The sequence below is a fragment of the Nocardiopsis sp. EMB25 genome (assembly GCF_026797795.1).
Taxonomy (GTDB): Bacteria; Actinomycetota; Actinomycetes; order Streptosporangiales; family Streptosporangiaceae; genus Nocardiopsis; species Nocardiopsis lucentensis.
Genome location: NZ_JAMTDN010000001.1, coordinates 1,645,632 through 1,661,891, shown reverse-complemented (window position 1 = coordinate 1,661,891; position 16,260 = coordinate 1,645,632). Strand labels below are relative to the sequence as shown.

The following is a 16,260-nucleotide window of genomic DNA, read 5'->3' as shown; positions in this document are numbered from 1 at the left end:
CCCACACCACCACCAGGAGGCCGCAGATGAGCACCACGCAGGCACCGCCCCCGCGTCAGATCGTGGTCGTCGGCAACGGGATGGTCGGCGCCCGCTTCGCCGAGGAGGTCGCCCGCCTGGACCCCACCGGAGAGCGCGTCCACGTCACCGTGGTCGGCGAGGAGGACCAGGCCGCCTACAACCGCGTCCTGCTCTCCGGCGTGGTCGCGGGCTCCTACACCCCAGACCAGATCCGCCTGCCCGTCCCCGACACCCCGGGCGTCACCGTGCGCACCGGTGTGGCCGCCACCGCGCTGGACCCCGAACGACGCCGCCTCACCCTGGACGACGGCACCCACCTGTCCTATGACGAACTCGTCCTGGCCACCGGAGCCCGCGCCGCCTTCCCACCCATCACCGGCGTGGCCGCCCCAGACGGCAGCCCGGGGGAGGGGGTCACCGCTCTGCGCGATTTGGCCGACTGCCAACGCGTGCTGTCCCTGGCCCGCCCCGGCGCGCCCGTGGTCGTCCTGGGCGGCGGCGTGCTGGGCCTGGAGGCCGCTCGCGGGCTGGTCGGCCGCGGCATGCGCGTGTCGGTCGTGGAGTCCTCGCCCTGGATCATGCGCCGCCAGATCGACAAGCCCGCCGCCCGCATCCTCGCCGACCAGTACGCCGCCCTCGGGGTCACCGTGCACTCCTGGCGGGTCGCCTCCCGCTGGGTACCCGGCACCGGCCTGGAACTGGACGACGGACGCGTCCTGCCCGGCGACGCCCTGGTGGTCACCGCCGGAGTGCGCGGCAACATCGAACTGGCCAAGGACGCCGGGATCGAGGTCGAACACGGCGTCCTGGTCGATGACACCCTGACCACCTCCGACGCGCGCGTGCACGCCATCGGCGACTGCGCCCAGCACCCCGGCGGCGGCGCCGGACTGGTCCAACCCGGCTGGGAGCAGGCCTTTGTGCTCGCCCAGCGGCTCACCGGGACCGCCCCCCAGGCCGCCTACACCGGTTCCAGCCCCCTGACCCGCCTCAAGGCCGAGGGCATCGAACTGACCGCGTTCGGCCGCGTCCACGACGAGGAGGACACCGAGGACCTGGAGACGGTGACCATCAGCGACCCGCACGGAGGCCGCTACGCCAAACTCGTGGTCAGCGCCGAGCGCGTGGTCGGCGCCGTCCTGCTGGGCTTCCCCGAGGCCGCCGCCACCCTGTCCCAGCTCTTCGACACCGGCGCCCCCGTGCCCGCCGACCGGCTCGCCCTCGTCCAGGGGCTGCCCACGGCCGCCCCCGAGACCGAGTCCGCCCCCGACCAGCAGACCCTGGTGTGCCGGTGCAACGCCGTCACCCGCGAGAGCATCGAACAGGCCTGGCTGGACGGGGCCCGCACCCGCGAGGCCATCGCCGACACCACCCGTGCCACCACCGGATGCGGCGGTTGCGTACGCGACGTCAACGCGCTGCTGTCGGGTCTCAACGACACCGACCCCGCCAAGGTCGGCTGACCGGGGTCGTTCCGCTCGCCGCGAGGCCATGGCGGCGAGCGGGACGACTCATTCCACCCACCACATCAGCAGCGGAACCGCCCCCAGCACGACGACGGTCGCCAGCGCCACCACCCACCAGCGGTCCCGCCAGACCCACCCCGCCACGAGGGCGGGCAGCGGCGCCAGGGCCAGGCCGAACATCCACCACACCGGGACCGGCGCGACGAAGGTCTCCCGCTGCTCCGCGCACGCCTCGGCCGCCCACCCGCCCGGACTCGGGACGTACCCGCACACCTGCGGTTCGCTGGCCTCCACGATGATCATCAGCCCCGCGAGCAGGGCGAAGGGCACGACGGGAAAGCTCAGCAGCCCCAGGAGGACCCGCCTGACGATCCGTCCGGCGCGCCCGCCACCCGCACTGGGTGAAGGGGAGGTCGAGGACACGGGGGAGTGTTCGGGGTGAGAGGCCATGGTCGTGCACCCTAGCCGAGCACGGATCGCCCCGCGCCCGTCCACCGCCGCCGCTACTGGCCGACCCTGCCGTCGATGCGCTCACGCAGCAGGTCGGCGTGCCCGTTGTGCCGCGCGTACTCCTCCACCATGTGCACCAGCACCTCGCGCAGCGACATGGTCCCGTGCCGGTCGACCTCGAACGTGGCGTCCAGCGACGCCGCCCGGGCCACGAAGTCGTCGGTGAAGGCGACCTCCTCACGCCAGAGCCGCCAGGCCTCCTCCACCACCGTCGGGTCGGCGACCGCACCGTCGAACTCGGCGTCGGGCTCCTCGGACGTGCAGAACAGCCGCGGCAGGTCCAACCCCGACAACCGCAGCCGGAACCAGGCCCGCTCCACCTCGGCCATGTGACGCACCAGTCCCAGCAGCGACATGGTGGAGGGCTCCACCGACCTGCGCGCCAACTGCTCGGCGTCCAGCCCCTCGCACTTGATCTCCAACGTCAGCCGTTGGTCCCGAAGGAACCCCATCAGGGTGGTGCGTTCGTCGCCCAGCCGCGGCCCGTCCGCCCGCGGGTCGTTCCGGGCGTCCAAGAACATGTCCGCGCGCTTGTTCAGTTCACTCATGGCCGCGATTCTCACCCATCCGAACCCGCCGCGGACAGCCCCGGCCCGCCCCTCGACGACAACGGGCCCGTCCGCGCGGGAACGACCCCTAGCGCAGTGCCAGGGCGACGGCCGAGCACACCAGCGCCAGGACCGACAGCAGGGTACGCACGTGGTTCCAGCGCACCCACACCGCCTCGAAGGCGCCGCGCACCGCCGCGGGGTCGGCGACATCCACGGCCGGCCCCGCCGCCTCCAACGCGTTGTTCCTGGGGATGTTGAAGGCGAACGTGATCAGGATGACGGCCAACAGCGCCGCCAGGGCCGTGAAGGACCACACCGTCGTCATCCCGGCGCCGACAACGGCATCCCGCGCCGCCGTGACCAGCGCCGCCACCGGAGCACCCAGGAAGACCAGGGCGAACAAAGGGTTGAGGATCGCCACGTTGACACCCTGCATGGTCTCGATCATCGCCTGGTCTCCCGCACGCCGCAGCCCCGGCATCACCGCCACCGAGAACGCGAAGAACAGCCCAGCGAACAATCCGATCAGCACCACCGACAGCACCGGCACAGCCACGAACACCGCCTGCACCACCCATCACCCCCACCATCGTCCCGTCGCCCACCCACGTTCCGAGCGCAGACTACCGACCCCGCCACGACACACCGCCCTCAGCCCAGGTCGGCGCCCCACACGGGTTGGCAGACTGTCCACTCTTACCGCCCAGCGCACCGGATCCGTATGGCGGCACCCCCTTTTCCTCGGCCCCCTGTCGCTATACCGTTCGGTAGGTGTGCTCTCCCCCGCTCGTCGGACGTGCCCGGGAACGACGGCAGTTGCGCACCGCGGCAGACCCTGGACGCCTTGTCCTCGTGGCCGGGTCCGCCGGTTCGGGAAAGACCCGACTGGTCCAGGAACTCCACGAGGCCACGGACACGACGGTCCTGACCGGCCACTGCCCGCCCCGGGCCGAACCGTTCCCCCTCGCCCCCGTCATCGAAGCCCTGCGCGGCGCCCCCATCCCCGACGGCCTCAGCCCGTTGTGCGGCGCCCTGCACGCCCTCATGCCCGAACACGGCGACCGCCTGCCCGCCCCCCTGCCTCCCGCGACCACCCCCGCCGACGACCAACACCGCACCTACCGCGCCTTCACCGAACTCCTCGGCGCCCTGGGACCGGCCGTCCTGGTGGTGGAGGACGTGCAGTGGATCGACCAGACCACCCGCGACCTGCTGCACTACCTCACCCCCCGCCTGCCCCCCACCCTCTCCCTCGTCCTGACCTACCGGCCCGAGGAACTGCCCCGGTCCTTCCCCGTGGCCGCCCTGGCCGCCCTGGCCCCCGCCACCACCACCCACGACGAACTCACCCTGGACCCGCTCACCCCCCAGGACCTGCTCACCCTCGCCCACGGGTTCACGGCCACCGCCACCGCCGAGGACGCCCACCGCCTCCACGCCTGGACCGGCGGCCAACCCCTGGCCGCCGTCGAAACCCTGCGCCACCTGGCCACCCTCACCCCCACCGAACCCGCCATCCCCGCCCAGCCCCCCGTCCCCGCGGCCTTACGCGACTGGTGGATCCACCGCCTGCGCGCCCTGGACCGCGACACCCGCCGACTCCTGCGCGCCGCCGCCGTCCTGGACACCCCCTCCAACGAGACCCACCTGGCGCGGGTGGCCGACCTGTCCCCGCACCGCGCCGAAAAGGCCCTGGCCCGCGCCTGCCGCCGCGGCCTACTGCACACCACCGACCCGACGACCCTGACCACCGCCACCCCCCTCCTGCGCCAGGTCTGCTACACCGCCCTGCCCCGCGACAAACGCCGTCGCCTGCACCGCGCCGCGCTGGCCGTGCTGTCCCAGACCCCCGACCCCGACCACGCCCGCCTGGCCCACCACGCCCGCGAGGCCGGACTCCTGGACGCCTGGACCAACCACGCCGAACACGCCGCCGACCTCGCCCTGGCCCAGGGGGAGGACACCACCGCCGTCACCCTGCTGCGCGACGCCCTGACCCGCCGGAGCCTGCCCCCGCGCCGCCGCTGCGAACTCACCCTCAAACTCGGCCGCGCCGCCCTGACCGGCATCAGCGCCGAACACACCATCGCCCTGCTACGCGACGTGCTCACCACCCCCGGCCTCAGTGCCGCCGAACGCGGTGAACTGCGCATGGAGCTGGGGCTGCTCCTGCTCAACCAGGCCGCCCAGGGGCGCACCGCCCGCGGCGAACTCGTCCGCGCCACCGCCGAACTGTCCACCCGCCCCGACCTGGCCGCCCGCGCCATGTGCGCGCTCGCCGTGCCCCGAGACACCTCCGACTCGGTCGACACCCACCGCCGGTGGATGGAACAGGCCGTGGCCGCCGCCGACCGCAGCCGCGACCCCGCCGTCAACCAGATCGTCGCGGTCAACCACGCCACCCTCCTGGCCCAGATCGGCGACCCCGACGCCTGGACGGTCACCCTGCCCGACCCCGGGACCGCCCACGCCCAGCCCACCCCCCAGACCCTGGCGCGCCGCCGCGAGTTCGCCCGCGGCTCCCTCAATCTCGCCGACGCCGCCGTCATGCTCGGCCACTACGACCGCGCCGACCACCACCTGGACGACGCCACCAGCTGGTCGGTGGCCGCCGACGCCCCCTACGTACACGAGAGCGCCCACACCCTGCGCCTGCTCCTGGACTGGGTGCGCGGCCGGTGGCCGGGGCTGGCCGAGGAGACCGAACGCAACCTGCGCTCCCCGCGCCTGGCCCACCTGCACTCGGTCACCGCCGAACTGACCGTCATCCGCGCGGGACTGGCCCTGGCCCAGGGCGACCCCGCCACCGCCCAGACCCACCTGGCCCGCGTCCGCCCCGGTCCCGAGGCCACCGCGCGCACCGCCCCCGACTACACCGTGCCCGTGCGCGCCCTGGCCGCCGGGCTCCTGGCCCGCCTGGCCACCGCCCAGGGCGACCCGGCCACCGCCTGGGAGCACGTCGACGACCTGGTCTCCCTGGTGGCCAGCAAGGGCATCTGGGTGTGGGCCGCCGAACTGGTACCCGGGATGGAAGCCCTGTTGGACACCGGCCGCGTCGCCGTCGCCCGGGACCTGTGCGCCCGCTTCAGCGCCGGGCTGCGCGGCGCCCACGCCCCCGCGGCCGAGGCCGCGCTGATCCGGTTCAAGGCCGCCATCGCGCACCACCGCGGCCACCACGACCGGGCCCTGCACCTGTACGGCGAGGCCGAGAACGCCTACCGGGCCATGGGACGGCCCTACGACGCCGCCCAGGCCCGCGAGTCCGCCGCCCACGCCCTGCTGTCCCAGACCGACGGCCACGACCGCGCCCCCTCCTCGGGGGTGGGCGACCTGCGCTCGGCCCTGGCCGAGTACACCGAACTGGGCGCGGCCTGGGACGCCTCGCGGGTGCGCCGCGCCCTGCGGGCCCACGGTGTGGTCACCCCTCCCACCACCGGCCGCGGCCGCGGGGACCGGCGCCTGTCGCCGCGCGAGAGCGAGATCGCGACACTGGCCGCCCAGGGGCGCACCAACCGGGAGATCGCGGCGCTGCTGCACCTGTCCCCGCGCACCGTGGAGACCCACGTGGCCAACGCGCTGGCCAAACTCGGCCTGCGCTCACGACGGGACCTGTCCGCCCCCTCCGACCCCTCCGCTACGTAGTCACCCGATCGCTTCTTAACTACGTAGTAGATACGTATTGTTCGGCCACGCCGAGCCACACACCATGACACATGGGTGGCCACCCGACCCACGCATCCCTGCATCCCTCCACGAAGGGTTCCCCCACATGCGCAAGATCGGTGCCGTGATCGCGGCCGCCGTGATGCTGCCGTTCCTGGCGGCGTCACCGGCCGCCGCCGAACCGGAGACCCCCGCGTTCCTGGATCTGTCCGATCCCACCGAACGCACCTACATCGTCGTCCTGGACGACAGCGCCAACCCCGAAGAGGTCGCCGACCGCAACGGCGACCGCCCCCAGGGCGTCTACGAACACGCCCTGACCGGCTACGCCGCCGAGATGACCGCGGCCGACGCCGCAGACCTGCTCGAGGACCCCGACGTCGCCTACGTCCAAGAGGACCAGGTCGTCGAGGCCTTCGAGCAGGAGACCCCCACCGGTATCTCCCGCACCTTCGCCCCCGACAACCCCAACCTGGACATCAACGGACAGCCCGACTACGTCCCCGACGTGGCCGTCGCCGTCCTGGACACCGGTGTCGACGGGTCCCACCCCGACCTCAACGTCGTCGACTCGGTGGACTGCACCAGCGGCTCCTGCGTGTCCAACACCGCCAGCGACGGCAACGGACACGGCACGCACGTCGCCGGCAGCATCGCCGCCATCGACAACAACGAGGGCGTCGTCGGCATGGCCCCCGGCGCCGACATCTGGAACGTCCAGGTCCTGACCTCGGGCGGCAGCGGCACCCTGGCCGGCATCACGGCGGGTGTGGACTACGTCACCGCCAACGCCGACCAGGTCGCCGTGGCCAACATGAGCCTGGGCTGCAACGGCTGTACCGACCAGGCCCTGAGCCAGGCCATCACCAACGCCGTCGACGCGGGTGTGGCCTGGGCCGTGGCCGCGGGCAACGACGGGGTCGACGGCCGCAACTTCTTCCCCGCCAACCACCCCGACGTGCTCACCGTCTCCTCCATGGCCGACTCCGACGGCCAGCCCGGCGGAAACGGCGGCACCCTGAGCTGCCGCAACGACTCCGACGACACCCTGTCGACCTTCTCCAACTACGGTGACGTCATCGACATCGCCGCCCCCGGCTCCTGCATCACCTCCACCTGGCCCGGCGGCGGCTACAACACCATCAGCGGCACCTCCATGGCCTCCCCGCACGCCGCGGGCGGCCTGGCCCTGCTGGCCACCGGCTCCGCCAAGCCCAGCGACCGCTCCGGCGTCATGGCCCTCTACCAGACCCTGACCGGCGCCGGCAACTACGACTGGAACGACACCTCCGGCGACGGCATCCAGGAGCCGCTCCTGGACGTGGGCGACCCCGACACCTTCCCCGGTGACGGCAGCACCACCCCGCCCGACGGCCCCGTGGCCGACATCTCCCAGTCCTGCGACGACGCCACCCTGACCTGCTCCTTCGACGGGTCCGGGTCGGCCGGGCAGATCACCGACTACGCGTGGGACTTCGGCGACGGCGCCACCGACAGCGGCGCCACCACCTCCCACACCTACGCCAGCGAGGGCACCTACACCGTCACGCTGACCGTCACCGACGACACCGGCGCCACCAACTCCGACACCGTCGAGGTGACGGTGGGCGCCCCCGACCACACCGCGCCGACCGCCGACTTCACCGGGTCCTGCTACACCTGGTGGTACTACTGCAGCCTGGACGGGTCCGGCTCCAGCGCCGGTGACGCCCCGATCGTCTCCTACAGCTGGGACTTCGGCGACGGCACCACCGGTACCGGCCAGACCACCTGGCACTTCTACGACGGTCCCGGCACCTACACCATCACTCTGACCGTCACCGACGAGACCGGTGCCACCGGCTCGACCACCAAGACGGTCACCCTGTCCTGATCCCCACCCCCCACCGGCGGCCCCTTCCCCACAGCGGGGGGGAGGGGCCGCCGCCCCGTTCCCCCTCACGCGAACCCCGCCGGGCGCGCCCGCGTCAGACCACAACACACCCAGCGACCGCGGTCCACCCGCGCCCACCGTGAGGAAGACCCCCAGACCATGACCACACGAGCCCCCGCGGCCGCGGCCCTGGCGCTCAGCCTGCTGCTCACCTCCTGCGGCCTGGTCGAGAACCTGACCGGCGGCAACGACGCCACCCCCACCGCGGAACCCTCCCCCCAGACCGGTGCCGACCAACGGGAGCGCCCACGGCTCCCCTTCGTCCGCCAGGGACGCATGTCGATCGAGGGCGGCAACGACGTCACCTTCGAACTCACCATCACCAACCTGGAACACAACGGCGAGTACCTCATGCTGGAGGTGACCCACGACTACCTGGAGGACCTGCCCGGGACGGTCACCGGACGCAACCCGCCCGTACGCATGGTCGACCCCGTCTCCGGGGAGGTCCTGCGCTTCCTGCGCGACTCCGCCAACAACGGCGAGCCCTACGGCACCCACTTCGTGCCCGGCGACCCCCACATGCCCACCCACGAGGGACTGCCCACCACCCTGCGCCGCTACCTGCCCGCCCCCACCCAGGACGCGCGGTACCTCACCCTGACCGGCGCCGGGGTCGGCCTCATCCCCGGCATCCCCATCACCCGCGTCGACGAGTTCACCCCCGCCCCCGAACCCAACGCCCACGACTACATCGACCCCGAGACCTTCGCCCAAGAACCCGAACTCCCCGACCAGATCTGGTACCCCGACAACCCACCACCCCCGGACCTGGACACCTCCGGCGACCGCCACACCATGGAGAGCTTCGTGGACAACCCCACCGCCTCCACCACCCGCTCCGGCGACCAAGAGGTCATCGCCCTGCACGCCGACGAGATGTTCGCCTTCGACGCCTCCACACCCACCGCCGAGGCCGCCGAGACCATCCGCGCCTGCGCCCGGACCCTGCGCGCCAACATCGGCCCCCAGGGCGGGGAGATCACCATCGTCGGCCACACCGATGACCGCGGCCCATCCGCCTACAACCAGACCCTGTCACGCGAACGCGCCGAGGCCGCACGCGCCCTGCTGGAGGAGGAACTGGGCGCAGAGTTCACCTTCACCACCGAAGGACGCGGCAGCGCCGAACCGCTGGCCGCCGAGGGCGGGCCCGACGACGAGCAGGCCCGCGCCCGCAACCGCCGGGTGGAGTTCACCTACCAAGTGCCCCTGGACGCCGACGGCGCCGCCCCCACCCAGGACGGCCTGGCCTCGGCCCGCCGCCACGTCGCCGACCCGGCCCACTTCTTCGACGACCCCGAACCCGTCACCACCCTCATCCACAACGACGTGGACCTGCACGTCTACCCGATGGTGCGCGACGGCGCCTACCTGTTCCAGATGGTGGGCTTCCAAAACTCCACGCTCTCACCCCTGGAGGCGGACCTGGACGTGGACGAGTCGGTCATCCCCGGCAGCCCCGCCCAGTACACCGAGGGCACCCTGGGCGGCTTCCGCGTCCACAACCCCGACACCGGCCTGGTCCGGTACGTCATCCGTATCCGCACCGGCGACGGCGCCTATGAGGACTTCGCCGACCGGATCAACGAGCTGGCCACCGGAGAGCAGTACCTGGCCCTGGCGGTCTTTCCCGCCCCGGCTCCCGACGTCACCGAGATGACCCTGCACGCCGGGGCGTTCGGCGAGGTCGACGTGCCCATCCGCTGACACACGGGCCCCGCCCCCGAGCAGGGGAGCGGGGCCACACCGGCCGGCCCGGGCCCCTATCCCGCCGCGGCCGGCCCCACCGGGCCCCGCGCCGGCTCGACCTCGGGCAGACCCCGCCCGCACCCGTCACACTCGGCGCGCCGCCGCACCGCGTAGGCGGCCGTGGCCACACCCAGCGCCGCACCCCACACGCCCATCAACGCGAACACCGTCGCGTGCACCGGCTCGGTGACGGGCGTGGCCCCCGCGGATCCGATCACCAACTGCACCACGGTGCTACGCCCCATCGCCACCAGGGCCACGGTCACCAAACTCGCGGGCACCACCGCCAGCGCGACCGGGACCCGCCGCCCGGCCAGCCCGACCGTCCACCGGGGGAACCGGACACCCCACCGCTGCACCAGACCCAGCATGAGCGCCGCGCCAACCACCCCGGCCGACCCCAGCGACAGACCCGTGGCCAGGACGTAGGGGTCCGACAGCATCTGCCGGGTCTCCTCCTCACCGAAGTCCAAAGCCACACCGAACAGCCACAGCACCCGCAACGCCGGGTACAGCAACGCCAGGACCACACCCACACCCACGGCCCACCGGCCCACACGCAGAGCCCGGGCCCGCACACTCCGCTCCCGTTCGGGGTTCCAGTGCTCGTCACGCCCGCAGCGCCGGCACGCCCCACGCACCGCCCGCCCGTGGGTGAGCGCCGCCAGCGCCCACACGACCACACCCACGGCGCAGAACAGCAACGTCAGCGCCGTGGGCTCCAGGGCGGCGGACACGTAGGCCGACAGCAGCCCGGGCATGAACCAGCCCACCACCGGCACGATCATCGTGTAGCCCAGCAAGGCCAGCAGGGACCCGTCGACGAACACCAACAGGACCGCGGCGGCCAACGACCACGCCGCCACCTGCGCCCACCGGCCCCCCACCCGCCGCAGCAACACCACAGCGCACACGGCCCCGGCGCACCCGAAACCGATCACGGTCACCGACGCCACACCCAGCCCCGCCGCGGAGAACAACGACCCGAACGACGGCCCCTCGGGCACCCCCCGGGGCAGCACACCCGACCACCACCCCAGCCCCAGACCGACGGCCGCCGCCGACCAGGCCAACACCACCCAGGGCACCACGGGCGCACGCGCCCCCTCTCCACGGGAGTGGACGGGTCGCGCGATCGGGGGAGTGGCCATGGCCCTGCTCCTTCACGAGGGGAACGGTTCTTCGACACCCCCACCCTCGCGCCCCGCGCCCCGCGCGACCTCCCCATCAAGGGTGAACCGCCTCCCTCCCGTGGGGGAGATCACCCAATCACGCATTTCTCACCTGCGATGACAGCACATCGAAACATCGCCGTCACAACCACCTGACGCCTGGGAAACACCCTCCGGGTTGCCTGAAACACGACCACCCCGCAGCCAGGAGGAGCCGAACACCCATGGAAGAACTCGTCGTCATCGGCAACGGCATGGTCGGCCACAGACTCATCGAGGCCCTGCGCGACCGCGACGGTGCCCACCACTGGCACACCACCGTCGTCGGCGAGGAACCCCGCACCGCCTACGACCGCGTCGCCCTGTCCTCCTACTTCGACGGCGCCACCGCCGAGGACCTGTCCCTGGGCGACCCCACCGGCCCCCACACCGACGTGCACGTCAGCGAACGCGCCACCGGCATCGACCGCGCCACCCGCACCGTCACCACCGCCTCCGGCCGCGCCCTGCCCTACGACCGCCTCGTCCTGGCCACCGGATCCACCCCCTTCGTCCCCCCCATCCCAGGCCACGACCTGCCCGGCTGCCACGTCTACCGCACCATCGAGGACCTGGACGCCATCACCGACTCCGCCAAGAACGCCCGCACCGGCGTCGTCATCGGCGGCGGACTCCTCGGCCTGGAGGCAGCCAACGCCCTGCGCCTGCTCGGCCTGCAGGCACACGTGGTCGAACTCGCCCCCCACCTGATGCCCGCCCAGATCGACGAGGGCGCCGGAGCCCTCCTCAAGAACCTCGTCACCGACCTGGGCGTGAAGGTGCACACCGGCACCGCCACCACCGGCATCGAACCCGGAGACGACGGCCGCGCCGCCCGCCTCACCCTGTCCGACGGCGGCCACCTGGACACCGACCTGGTCGTCTTCTCCGTCGGCATCCGCCCCCGCGACGACCTGGCCCGCGCCTGCGGCCTGGACCTGGGCGAACGCGGCGGAATCGCCATCGACGACACCTGCACCACCAGCGACTCCCACATCATGGCCATCGGCGAGGCCGCCAACCACCGAGGCACCGTCTACGGACTCATCGCCCCCGGCAACGCCATGGCCGAGGTCGTCGCCGACCGGCTCGTGGGCGGCGACGCCACCTTCACCGGCGCCGACACCTCCACCAAACTCAAGCTCCTGGGCGTGGACGTGGCCAGCTTCGGCGACGCCCACGGCCGCGCCGAAGGCGCCCTCGACGTCGTCGTCAACGACGCCGCCAGCGGCCGCTACGCCAAACTCGTGGTCTCCGACGACGCCACCACCCTGCTCGGCGGCATCCTGGTCGGCGACGCCTCCGCCTACGCCACCCTGCGCCCCCTGGTCGGCTCCCCACTCCCCGGCGACCCGCTGGCCCTGATCACCCCCGACGGCGGCGCCGCCGTGGGCGCCGACGCCCTGCCCGACGACGCCCAGATCTGCTCCTGCAACGCCGTCACCAAGGGCACCATCTGCGACGCCATCCACTCCGGCTCCACCGACGTGCCCTCCCTGAAGGCCTGCACCCGCGCCGGAACCAGCTGCGGCTCGTGCGTGCCCATGCTCAAGCAGCTCCTGGACCAGGCCGGCATCGAACAGTCCAACGCCCTGTGCGAACACTTCACCCAGTCGCGCGCCGAACTGGTCGAGATCGTCCGCGCCACCGGCATCACCACGTTCTCCGCCCTCATCGAACGGCACGGCACCGGACGCGGCTGCGACATCTGCAAGCCCGCGATCGCCTCCATCCTCGCCTCCCTGGGCAACGGTCACATCCTCCAGGGCGAACAGGCCACCCTCCAGGACACCAACGACCGGTACCTGGCCAACATGCAGCGCAACGGCACCTACTCGGTCGTCCCGCGCATCCCCGGCGGCGAGATCACCCCCGACAAGCTCATCGTCATCGGCGAGGTCGCCCGCGACTTCAACCTCTACACCAAGATCACCGGCGGCCAGCGCATCGACCTGTTCGGCGCCCGCCTCGAACAACTGCCCGCGATCTGGTCCCGCCTGGTCCAGGCCGGATTCGAATCCGGCCACGCCTACGGCAAGGCCCTGCGCACCGTCAAGTCCTGCGTGGGCACCACCTGGTGCCGCTACGGCGTCCAGGACTCGGTCGGCATGGCCATCCGCCTGGAGGAGCGCTACCGGGGACTGCGCTCACCCCACAAGCTCAAGTCCGCCGTCTCCGGATGCGCCCGCGAGTGCGCCGAGGCCAGAGGCAAGGACTTCGGCGTCATCGCCACCGACAACGGCTGGAACCTGTACGTGGGCGGCAACGGCGGCTTCACCCCCCGCCACGCCGAACTGCTCGCCTCCGACCTGGACGAGGACACCCTCATCCGCTACATCGACCGGTTCCTGATGTTCTACATCCGCACCGCCGACCGCCTCCAGCGCACCGCCCCCTGGATCGAGGCCATGGACGGCGGCCTGGACCACCTACGCGACGTCGTCGTCCACGACTCCCTGGGCATCGGCGCCGAACTGGAAGAGGCCATGGAACGCCACGTGGCGGGCTACTCCGACGAGTGGGCCGACGTCCTGGCCGACCCCGACAAGCTCTCCCGGTTCGTGTCCTTCGCCAACGCGCCCGACACCCCCGACCCCACCATCAGCTTCACCACCACCCGCGACCAGCCCGTCCCCGACACGCCCCTCAACCTCGGCATGCCCACCCCCCGCCCGCAGGAGGCCACCAGATGAGCACCGCCACCCAGACCGAAACCTGGATCAACGCCTGCCCCGCCCACCGCCTGCACCCCGAGGACGGCGTCGCCGTCCTGCTGCCCGACGGACGCCAGGCCGCCCTGTTCCGCACCCACGACGACCACCTGTACGCCGTGGACAACATCGACCCCTACACCCAGGCCGCCGTGATGTCCCGCGGCATCGTCGGCGACCGCGACGGCCAGCCCACCGTCGCCTCACCCATGCTCAAGCACGTCTTCTCCCTGAGCACCGGACACAGCCTGGACGACCCCGACACCCGCCTGACCACCTGGCCCGTCCGCATCGACGGCGACACCGTCCAGATCCACACCAGCGCGACCGAGGGAACACCGTGACCACCCTGAACCGGGAGCAGCAGACGGCCCCGGCGCCGTCCGAGCACACCCCGCCCACTCCCGCCACCACCGCACCCCTGGCCGGGTTCACCGTCGCCGTCACCGCCGCCCGCCGCGCCGACGAACTCGCCGCCATGCTGCGCCGCAAGGGCGCCGAGGTCGTGGCCGCCCCGGCCCTGCGCATCGTCCCGCTCAGCGACGACCAACGCCTGGCCGCCGTCTCCACCGAACTCACCCGCCGCCCCGCCGACGTCGTCGTGGCCACCACCGGCATCGGCTTCCGCGGCTGGGTCGAGGCCTGCGAAACCTGGGGCATGGCCGAACCCCTCCTGTCCTCCATGCGCGCCTCACGCCTGCTCGCCCGCGGCCCCAAAGCCAAGGGCGCCATCCGCGCCGCCGGACTCACCGAGGAATGGTCGCCCCCTTCCGAATCCTCCGCCGAGGTCCTGGACTACCTGCTGTCCACCGGCGTCAAAGGGCTACGCGTGGCCATCCAACTCCACGGCGAACCCCTGCCCGACTTCACCGCCGCCCTACGCCTGGCCGGAGCCGACGTCGTCGAAGTCCCCGTCTACCGGTGGACCCAACCCGAAGACACCGCACCCCTGGACCGGCTCATCGAAGCCGTCACCAGCGGGGGAGTGGACGCCGTCACCTTCACCAGCGCCCCCGCCGCCGCCGGACTCCTGGCCCGCGCCCGCGCGAGCGGCCACGCCGACGCCCTCGTCTCGGCCCTGCGCGGCGACGTCCTGGCCATGTGCGTGGGCCCCGTCACCGCCCGCCCCCTCATGGCCCAGGACATCCCCACCGTCTGGCCCCACCGCGCCCGCATCGGCGCCCAGGTCCGCAAACTCACCGAGGAACTCCCCAACCGGTTCCCCACCCTGGACGTGGCCGGACACCGCCTACGCCTGCGCGGCCACGCCGTCCTGGTCGACGGCACCGTCCACACCCTCTCACCCACCCTCATGCGGCTCATGCGCGAACTCGCCCGCCGCCCCGGCCAGGTCCGCGACCGCACCCACCTGCTCACCTGCCTGGGCGAGGACGCCGACGCCCACGCCGTGGAAACGGCCGTGGCCCGCCTGCGCACCGCCCTGGGAGACGCCCGCATCATCCAGACCGTCGTCAAACGCGGCTACCGCCTGGCCCTGGACACCCCCGACTGCACACCCGCGCCATGAACCGACAGCCCGCCCTCATCCTCGCCGTCCACGGCACCCGCGACCCCCACGGCACCGCCGTGGCCCACTCCCTGGCCCTACGCGTGGAGGAGATCACCCGCCAACCCACCCACCTGGCCTTCGCCGACGTGCTCACCCCCACCGTCGGCGACGTCGCCGCCCGCCTCCCCGGACCCGTCGTGGTCGTACCCGCCTTCCTGGCCAGCGGCTACCACGTGCGCACCGACATCCCCCACCAACTCGCCAAAGCGGGCCGCGCCGACGCCGTGCTCACCCCCGCCCTGGGCGCCCACCCCGCCGTCGTGGCCACCGCCCACCGGCGCCTGACGGCCGCCGGACACCAGACCGGCGACGCCGTCGTCCTGGCCTGCGCCGGAACCTCCGACGAACGCGCCCGCGCCGAACTGCGCGACAGCGCCCACGCCCTGGCCCGACGCCTGGACACCCCCGTGTCCCTCGGCTACATCGCCACCGGAGGCCCCACCGTCACCGAACAGGTCACCCGCCTACGCGCCCAAGGCCACACACGCGTCGCCGTGGCCACCTGGCTGCTCGCCCCGGGCCTGTTCCACGACCGCCTCGCCGGCAGCGGAGCCGACGTGGTCGCCGCACCCCTGTGCCCGGACCCGGCCATCGCCCACGCCGTGGCCGAACGCTACCGCCGGGCCGCCATCCCACAGCCGGTCTGACGTCCTCTCCCGGTTCCGACCGGGACAGACCGGCCAACCCACTGGCACGGGCCGCCGGTGGTCAACGCCGCACGGCCCGCCCGGCGCAGGAGACCCCACCCCCCAGCAGGCCCCTCCGGGTTCCACGCCCCCGGTCATCGAGTCAGCACACCAAGTGGCGCGCCCTCCACGGGGCTTGGCGCGAAGAACCCACCCCGAACACCCCCCCGCGGTGGCGGGCCCCAC

General features: G+C 72.8%; 12 protein-coding genes. 8 read left to right on the top strand and 4 right to left on the bottom strand.

Annotation, left to right across the window (positions count from 1 at the left end):
* Window positions 1-26 precede the first annotated feature (26 nt).
* Entirely contained in the window at window positions 27-1,484 is a 1,458-nt protein-coding gene (locus KIK06_RS07175; RefSeq protein WP_268642506.1) for an FAD-dependent oxidoreductase, read from the top strand.
* Between the two features lie 48 nt (window positions 1,485-1,532).
* Here the strand turns inward: KIK06_RS07175 and KIK06_RS07170 are convergent, their stop codons facing one another.
* From KIK06_RS07170 to KIK06_RS07160, 3 genes are all read right to left on the bottom strand, one after another.
* On the bottom strand, window positions 1,533-1,937 hold the full coding sequence (locus tag KIK06_RS07170; RefSeq protein ID WP_268642505.1) for a hypothetical protein: 405 nt from the start codon (window positions 1,935-1,937) through the stop codon (window positions 1,533-1,535).
* Window positions 1,938-1,990: 53 nt separating this feature from the next.
* Complete coding sequence (locus tag KIK06_RS07165) at window positions 1,991-2,545, bottom strand: DinB family protein (RefSeq protein WP_268642504.1); 555 nt, start codon at window positions 2,543-2,545, stop codon at window positions 1,991-1,993.
* 88 nt (window positions 2,546-2,633) lie between these two features.
* Window positions 2,634-3,104, bottom strand: a complete 471-nt coding sequence (locus tag KIK06_RS07160; RefSeq protein ID WP_442789746.1) for an anthrone oxygenase family protein — start codon at window positions 3,102-3,104, stop codon at window positions 2,634-2,636.
* A 215-nt stretch (window positions 3,105-3,319) separates the two neighbouring features.
* On the opposite strand from KIK06_RS07160, the gene KIK06_RS07155 reads away from it, so the two are divergent.
* From KIK06_RS07155 to KIK06_RS07145, 3 genes are all read left to right on the top strand, one after another.
* Window positions 3,320-6,190 carry a helix-turn-helix transcriptional regulator gene (locus KIK06_RS07155; protein ID WP_268642503.1) on the top strand — a complete coding sequence of 957 codons (2,871 nt, stop codon included), beginning with the start codon at window positions 3,320-3,322 and terminating at the stop codon, window positions 6,188-6,190.
* Window positions 6,191-6,317: 127 nt separating this feature from the next.
* A complete protein-coding gene (locus KIK06_RS07150; RefSeq protein WP_268642502.1) occupies window positions 6,318-8,084 on the top strand; it encodes a S8 family serine peptidase in 1,767 nt (588 codons plus the stop codon).
* A gap of 159 nt (window positions 8,085-8,243) precedes the next feature.
* Entirely contained in the window at window positions 8,244-9,854 is a 1,611-nt protein-coding gene (locus KIK06_RS07145; protein ID WP_268642501.1) for an OmpA family protein, read from the top strand.
* A gap of 56 nt (window positions 9,855-9,910) precedes the next feature.
* On the opposite strand, the gene KIK06_RS07140 is transcribed toward KIK06_RS07145, so the two are convergent.
* Entirely contained in the window at window positions 9,911-11,047 is a 1,137-nt protein-coding gene (locus KIK06_RS07140) for a hypothetical protein (protein WP_268642500.1), read from the bottom strand.
* Between the two features lie 245 nt (window positions 11,048-11,292).
* Here KIK06_RS07140 and nirB point away from each other — a divergent pair, with 245 nt between their 5' ends.
* Genes nirB through KIK06_RS07120 form a run of 4 tightly spaced genes read left to right on the top strand, consistent with a single transcriptional unit; the run spans window position 11,293 to window position 16,035 of the window.
* The gene (gene nirB / locus KIK06_RS07135; RefSeq protein WP_268642499.1) at window positions 11,293-13,800 is read left to right on the top strand and encodes a nitrite reductase large subunit NirB; all 2,508 of its coding nucleotides are present in this window, start codon (window positions 11,293-11,295) and stop codon (window positions 13,798-13,800) included.
* Entirely contained in the window at window positions 13,797-14,162 is a 366-nt protein-coding gene (nirD, locus tag KIK06_RS07130) for a nitrite reductase small subunit NirD (RefSeq protein WP_017597627.1), read from the top strand. The genes nirB and nirD overlap by 4 nt, the downstream gene beginning before the upstream one ends.
* Before the next feature lie 5 nt (window positions 14,163-14,167).
* On the top strand, window positions 14,168-15,346 hold the full coding sequence (locus KIK06_RS07125; RefSeq protein WP_026127421.1) for a uroporphyrinogen-III synthase: 1,179 nt from the start codon (window positions 14,168-14,170) through the stop codon (window positions 15,344-15,346).
* Window positions 15,343-16,035: a sirohydrochlorin chelatase gene (locus KIK06_RS07120; RefSeq protein WP_268642498.1), complete on the top strand. Its 693-nt coding sequence runs from the start codon at window positions 15,343-15,345 to the stop codon at window positions 16,033-16,035. The genes KIK06_RS07125 and KIK06_RS07120 overlap by 4 nt, the downstream gene beginning before the upstream one ends.
* The last annotated feature ends 225 nt before the right edge of the window (window positions 16,036-16,260 follow it).

Coding starts and splice junctions, on each gene's coding strand:
- KIK06_RS07175 (WP_268642506.1), top strand. CDS start 27: ATGAGCACCACGCAGGCACCGCCCCCGCGTCAGATCGTGGTCGTCGGC.
- KIK06_RS07165 (WP_268642504.1), bottom strand. CDS start 2,545: ATGAGTGAACTGAACAAGCGCGCGGACATGTTCTTGGACGCCCGGAAC.
- KIK06_RS07145 (WP_268642501.1), top strand. CDS start 8,244: ATGACCACACGAGCCCCCGCGGCCGCGGCCCTGGCGCTCAGCCTGCTG.
- KIK06_RS07120 (WP_268642498.1), top strand. CDS start 15,343: ATGAACCGACAGCCCGCCCTCATCCTCGCCGTCCACGGCACCCGCGAC.
- KIK06_RS07170 (WP_268642505.1), bottom strand. CDS start 1,937: ATGGCCTCTCACCCCGAACACTCCCCCGTGTCCTCGACCTCCCCTTCA.
- nirB (WP_268642499.1), top strand. CDS start 11,293: ATGGAAGAACTCGTCGTCATCGGCAACGGCATGGTCGGCCACAGACTC.
- nirD (WP_017597627.1), top strand. CDS start 13,797: ATGAGCACCGCCACCCAGACCGAAACCTGGATCAACGCCTGCCCCGCC.
- KIK06_RS07140 (WP_268642500.1), bottom strand. CDS start 11,047: ATGGCCACTCCCCCGATCGCGCGACCCGTCCACTCCCGTGGAGAGGGG.
- KIK06_RS07150 (WP_268642502.1), top strand. CDS start 6,318: ATGCGCAAGATCGGTGCCGTGATCGCGGCCGCCGTGATGCTGCCGTTC.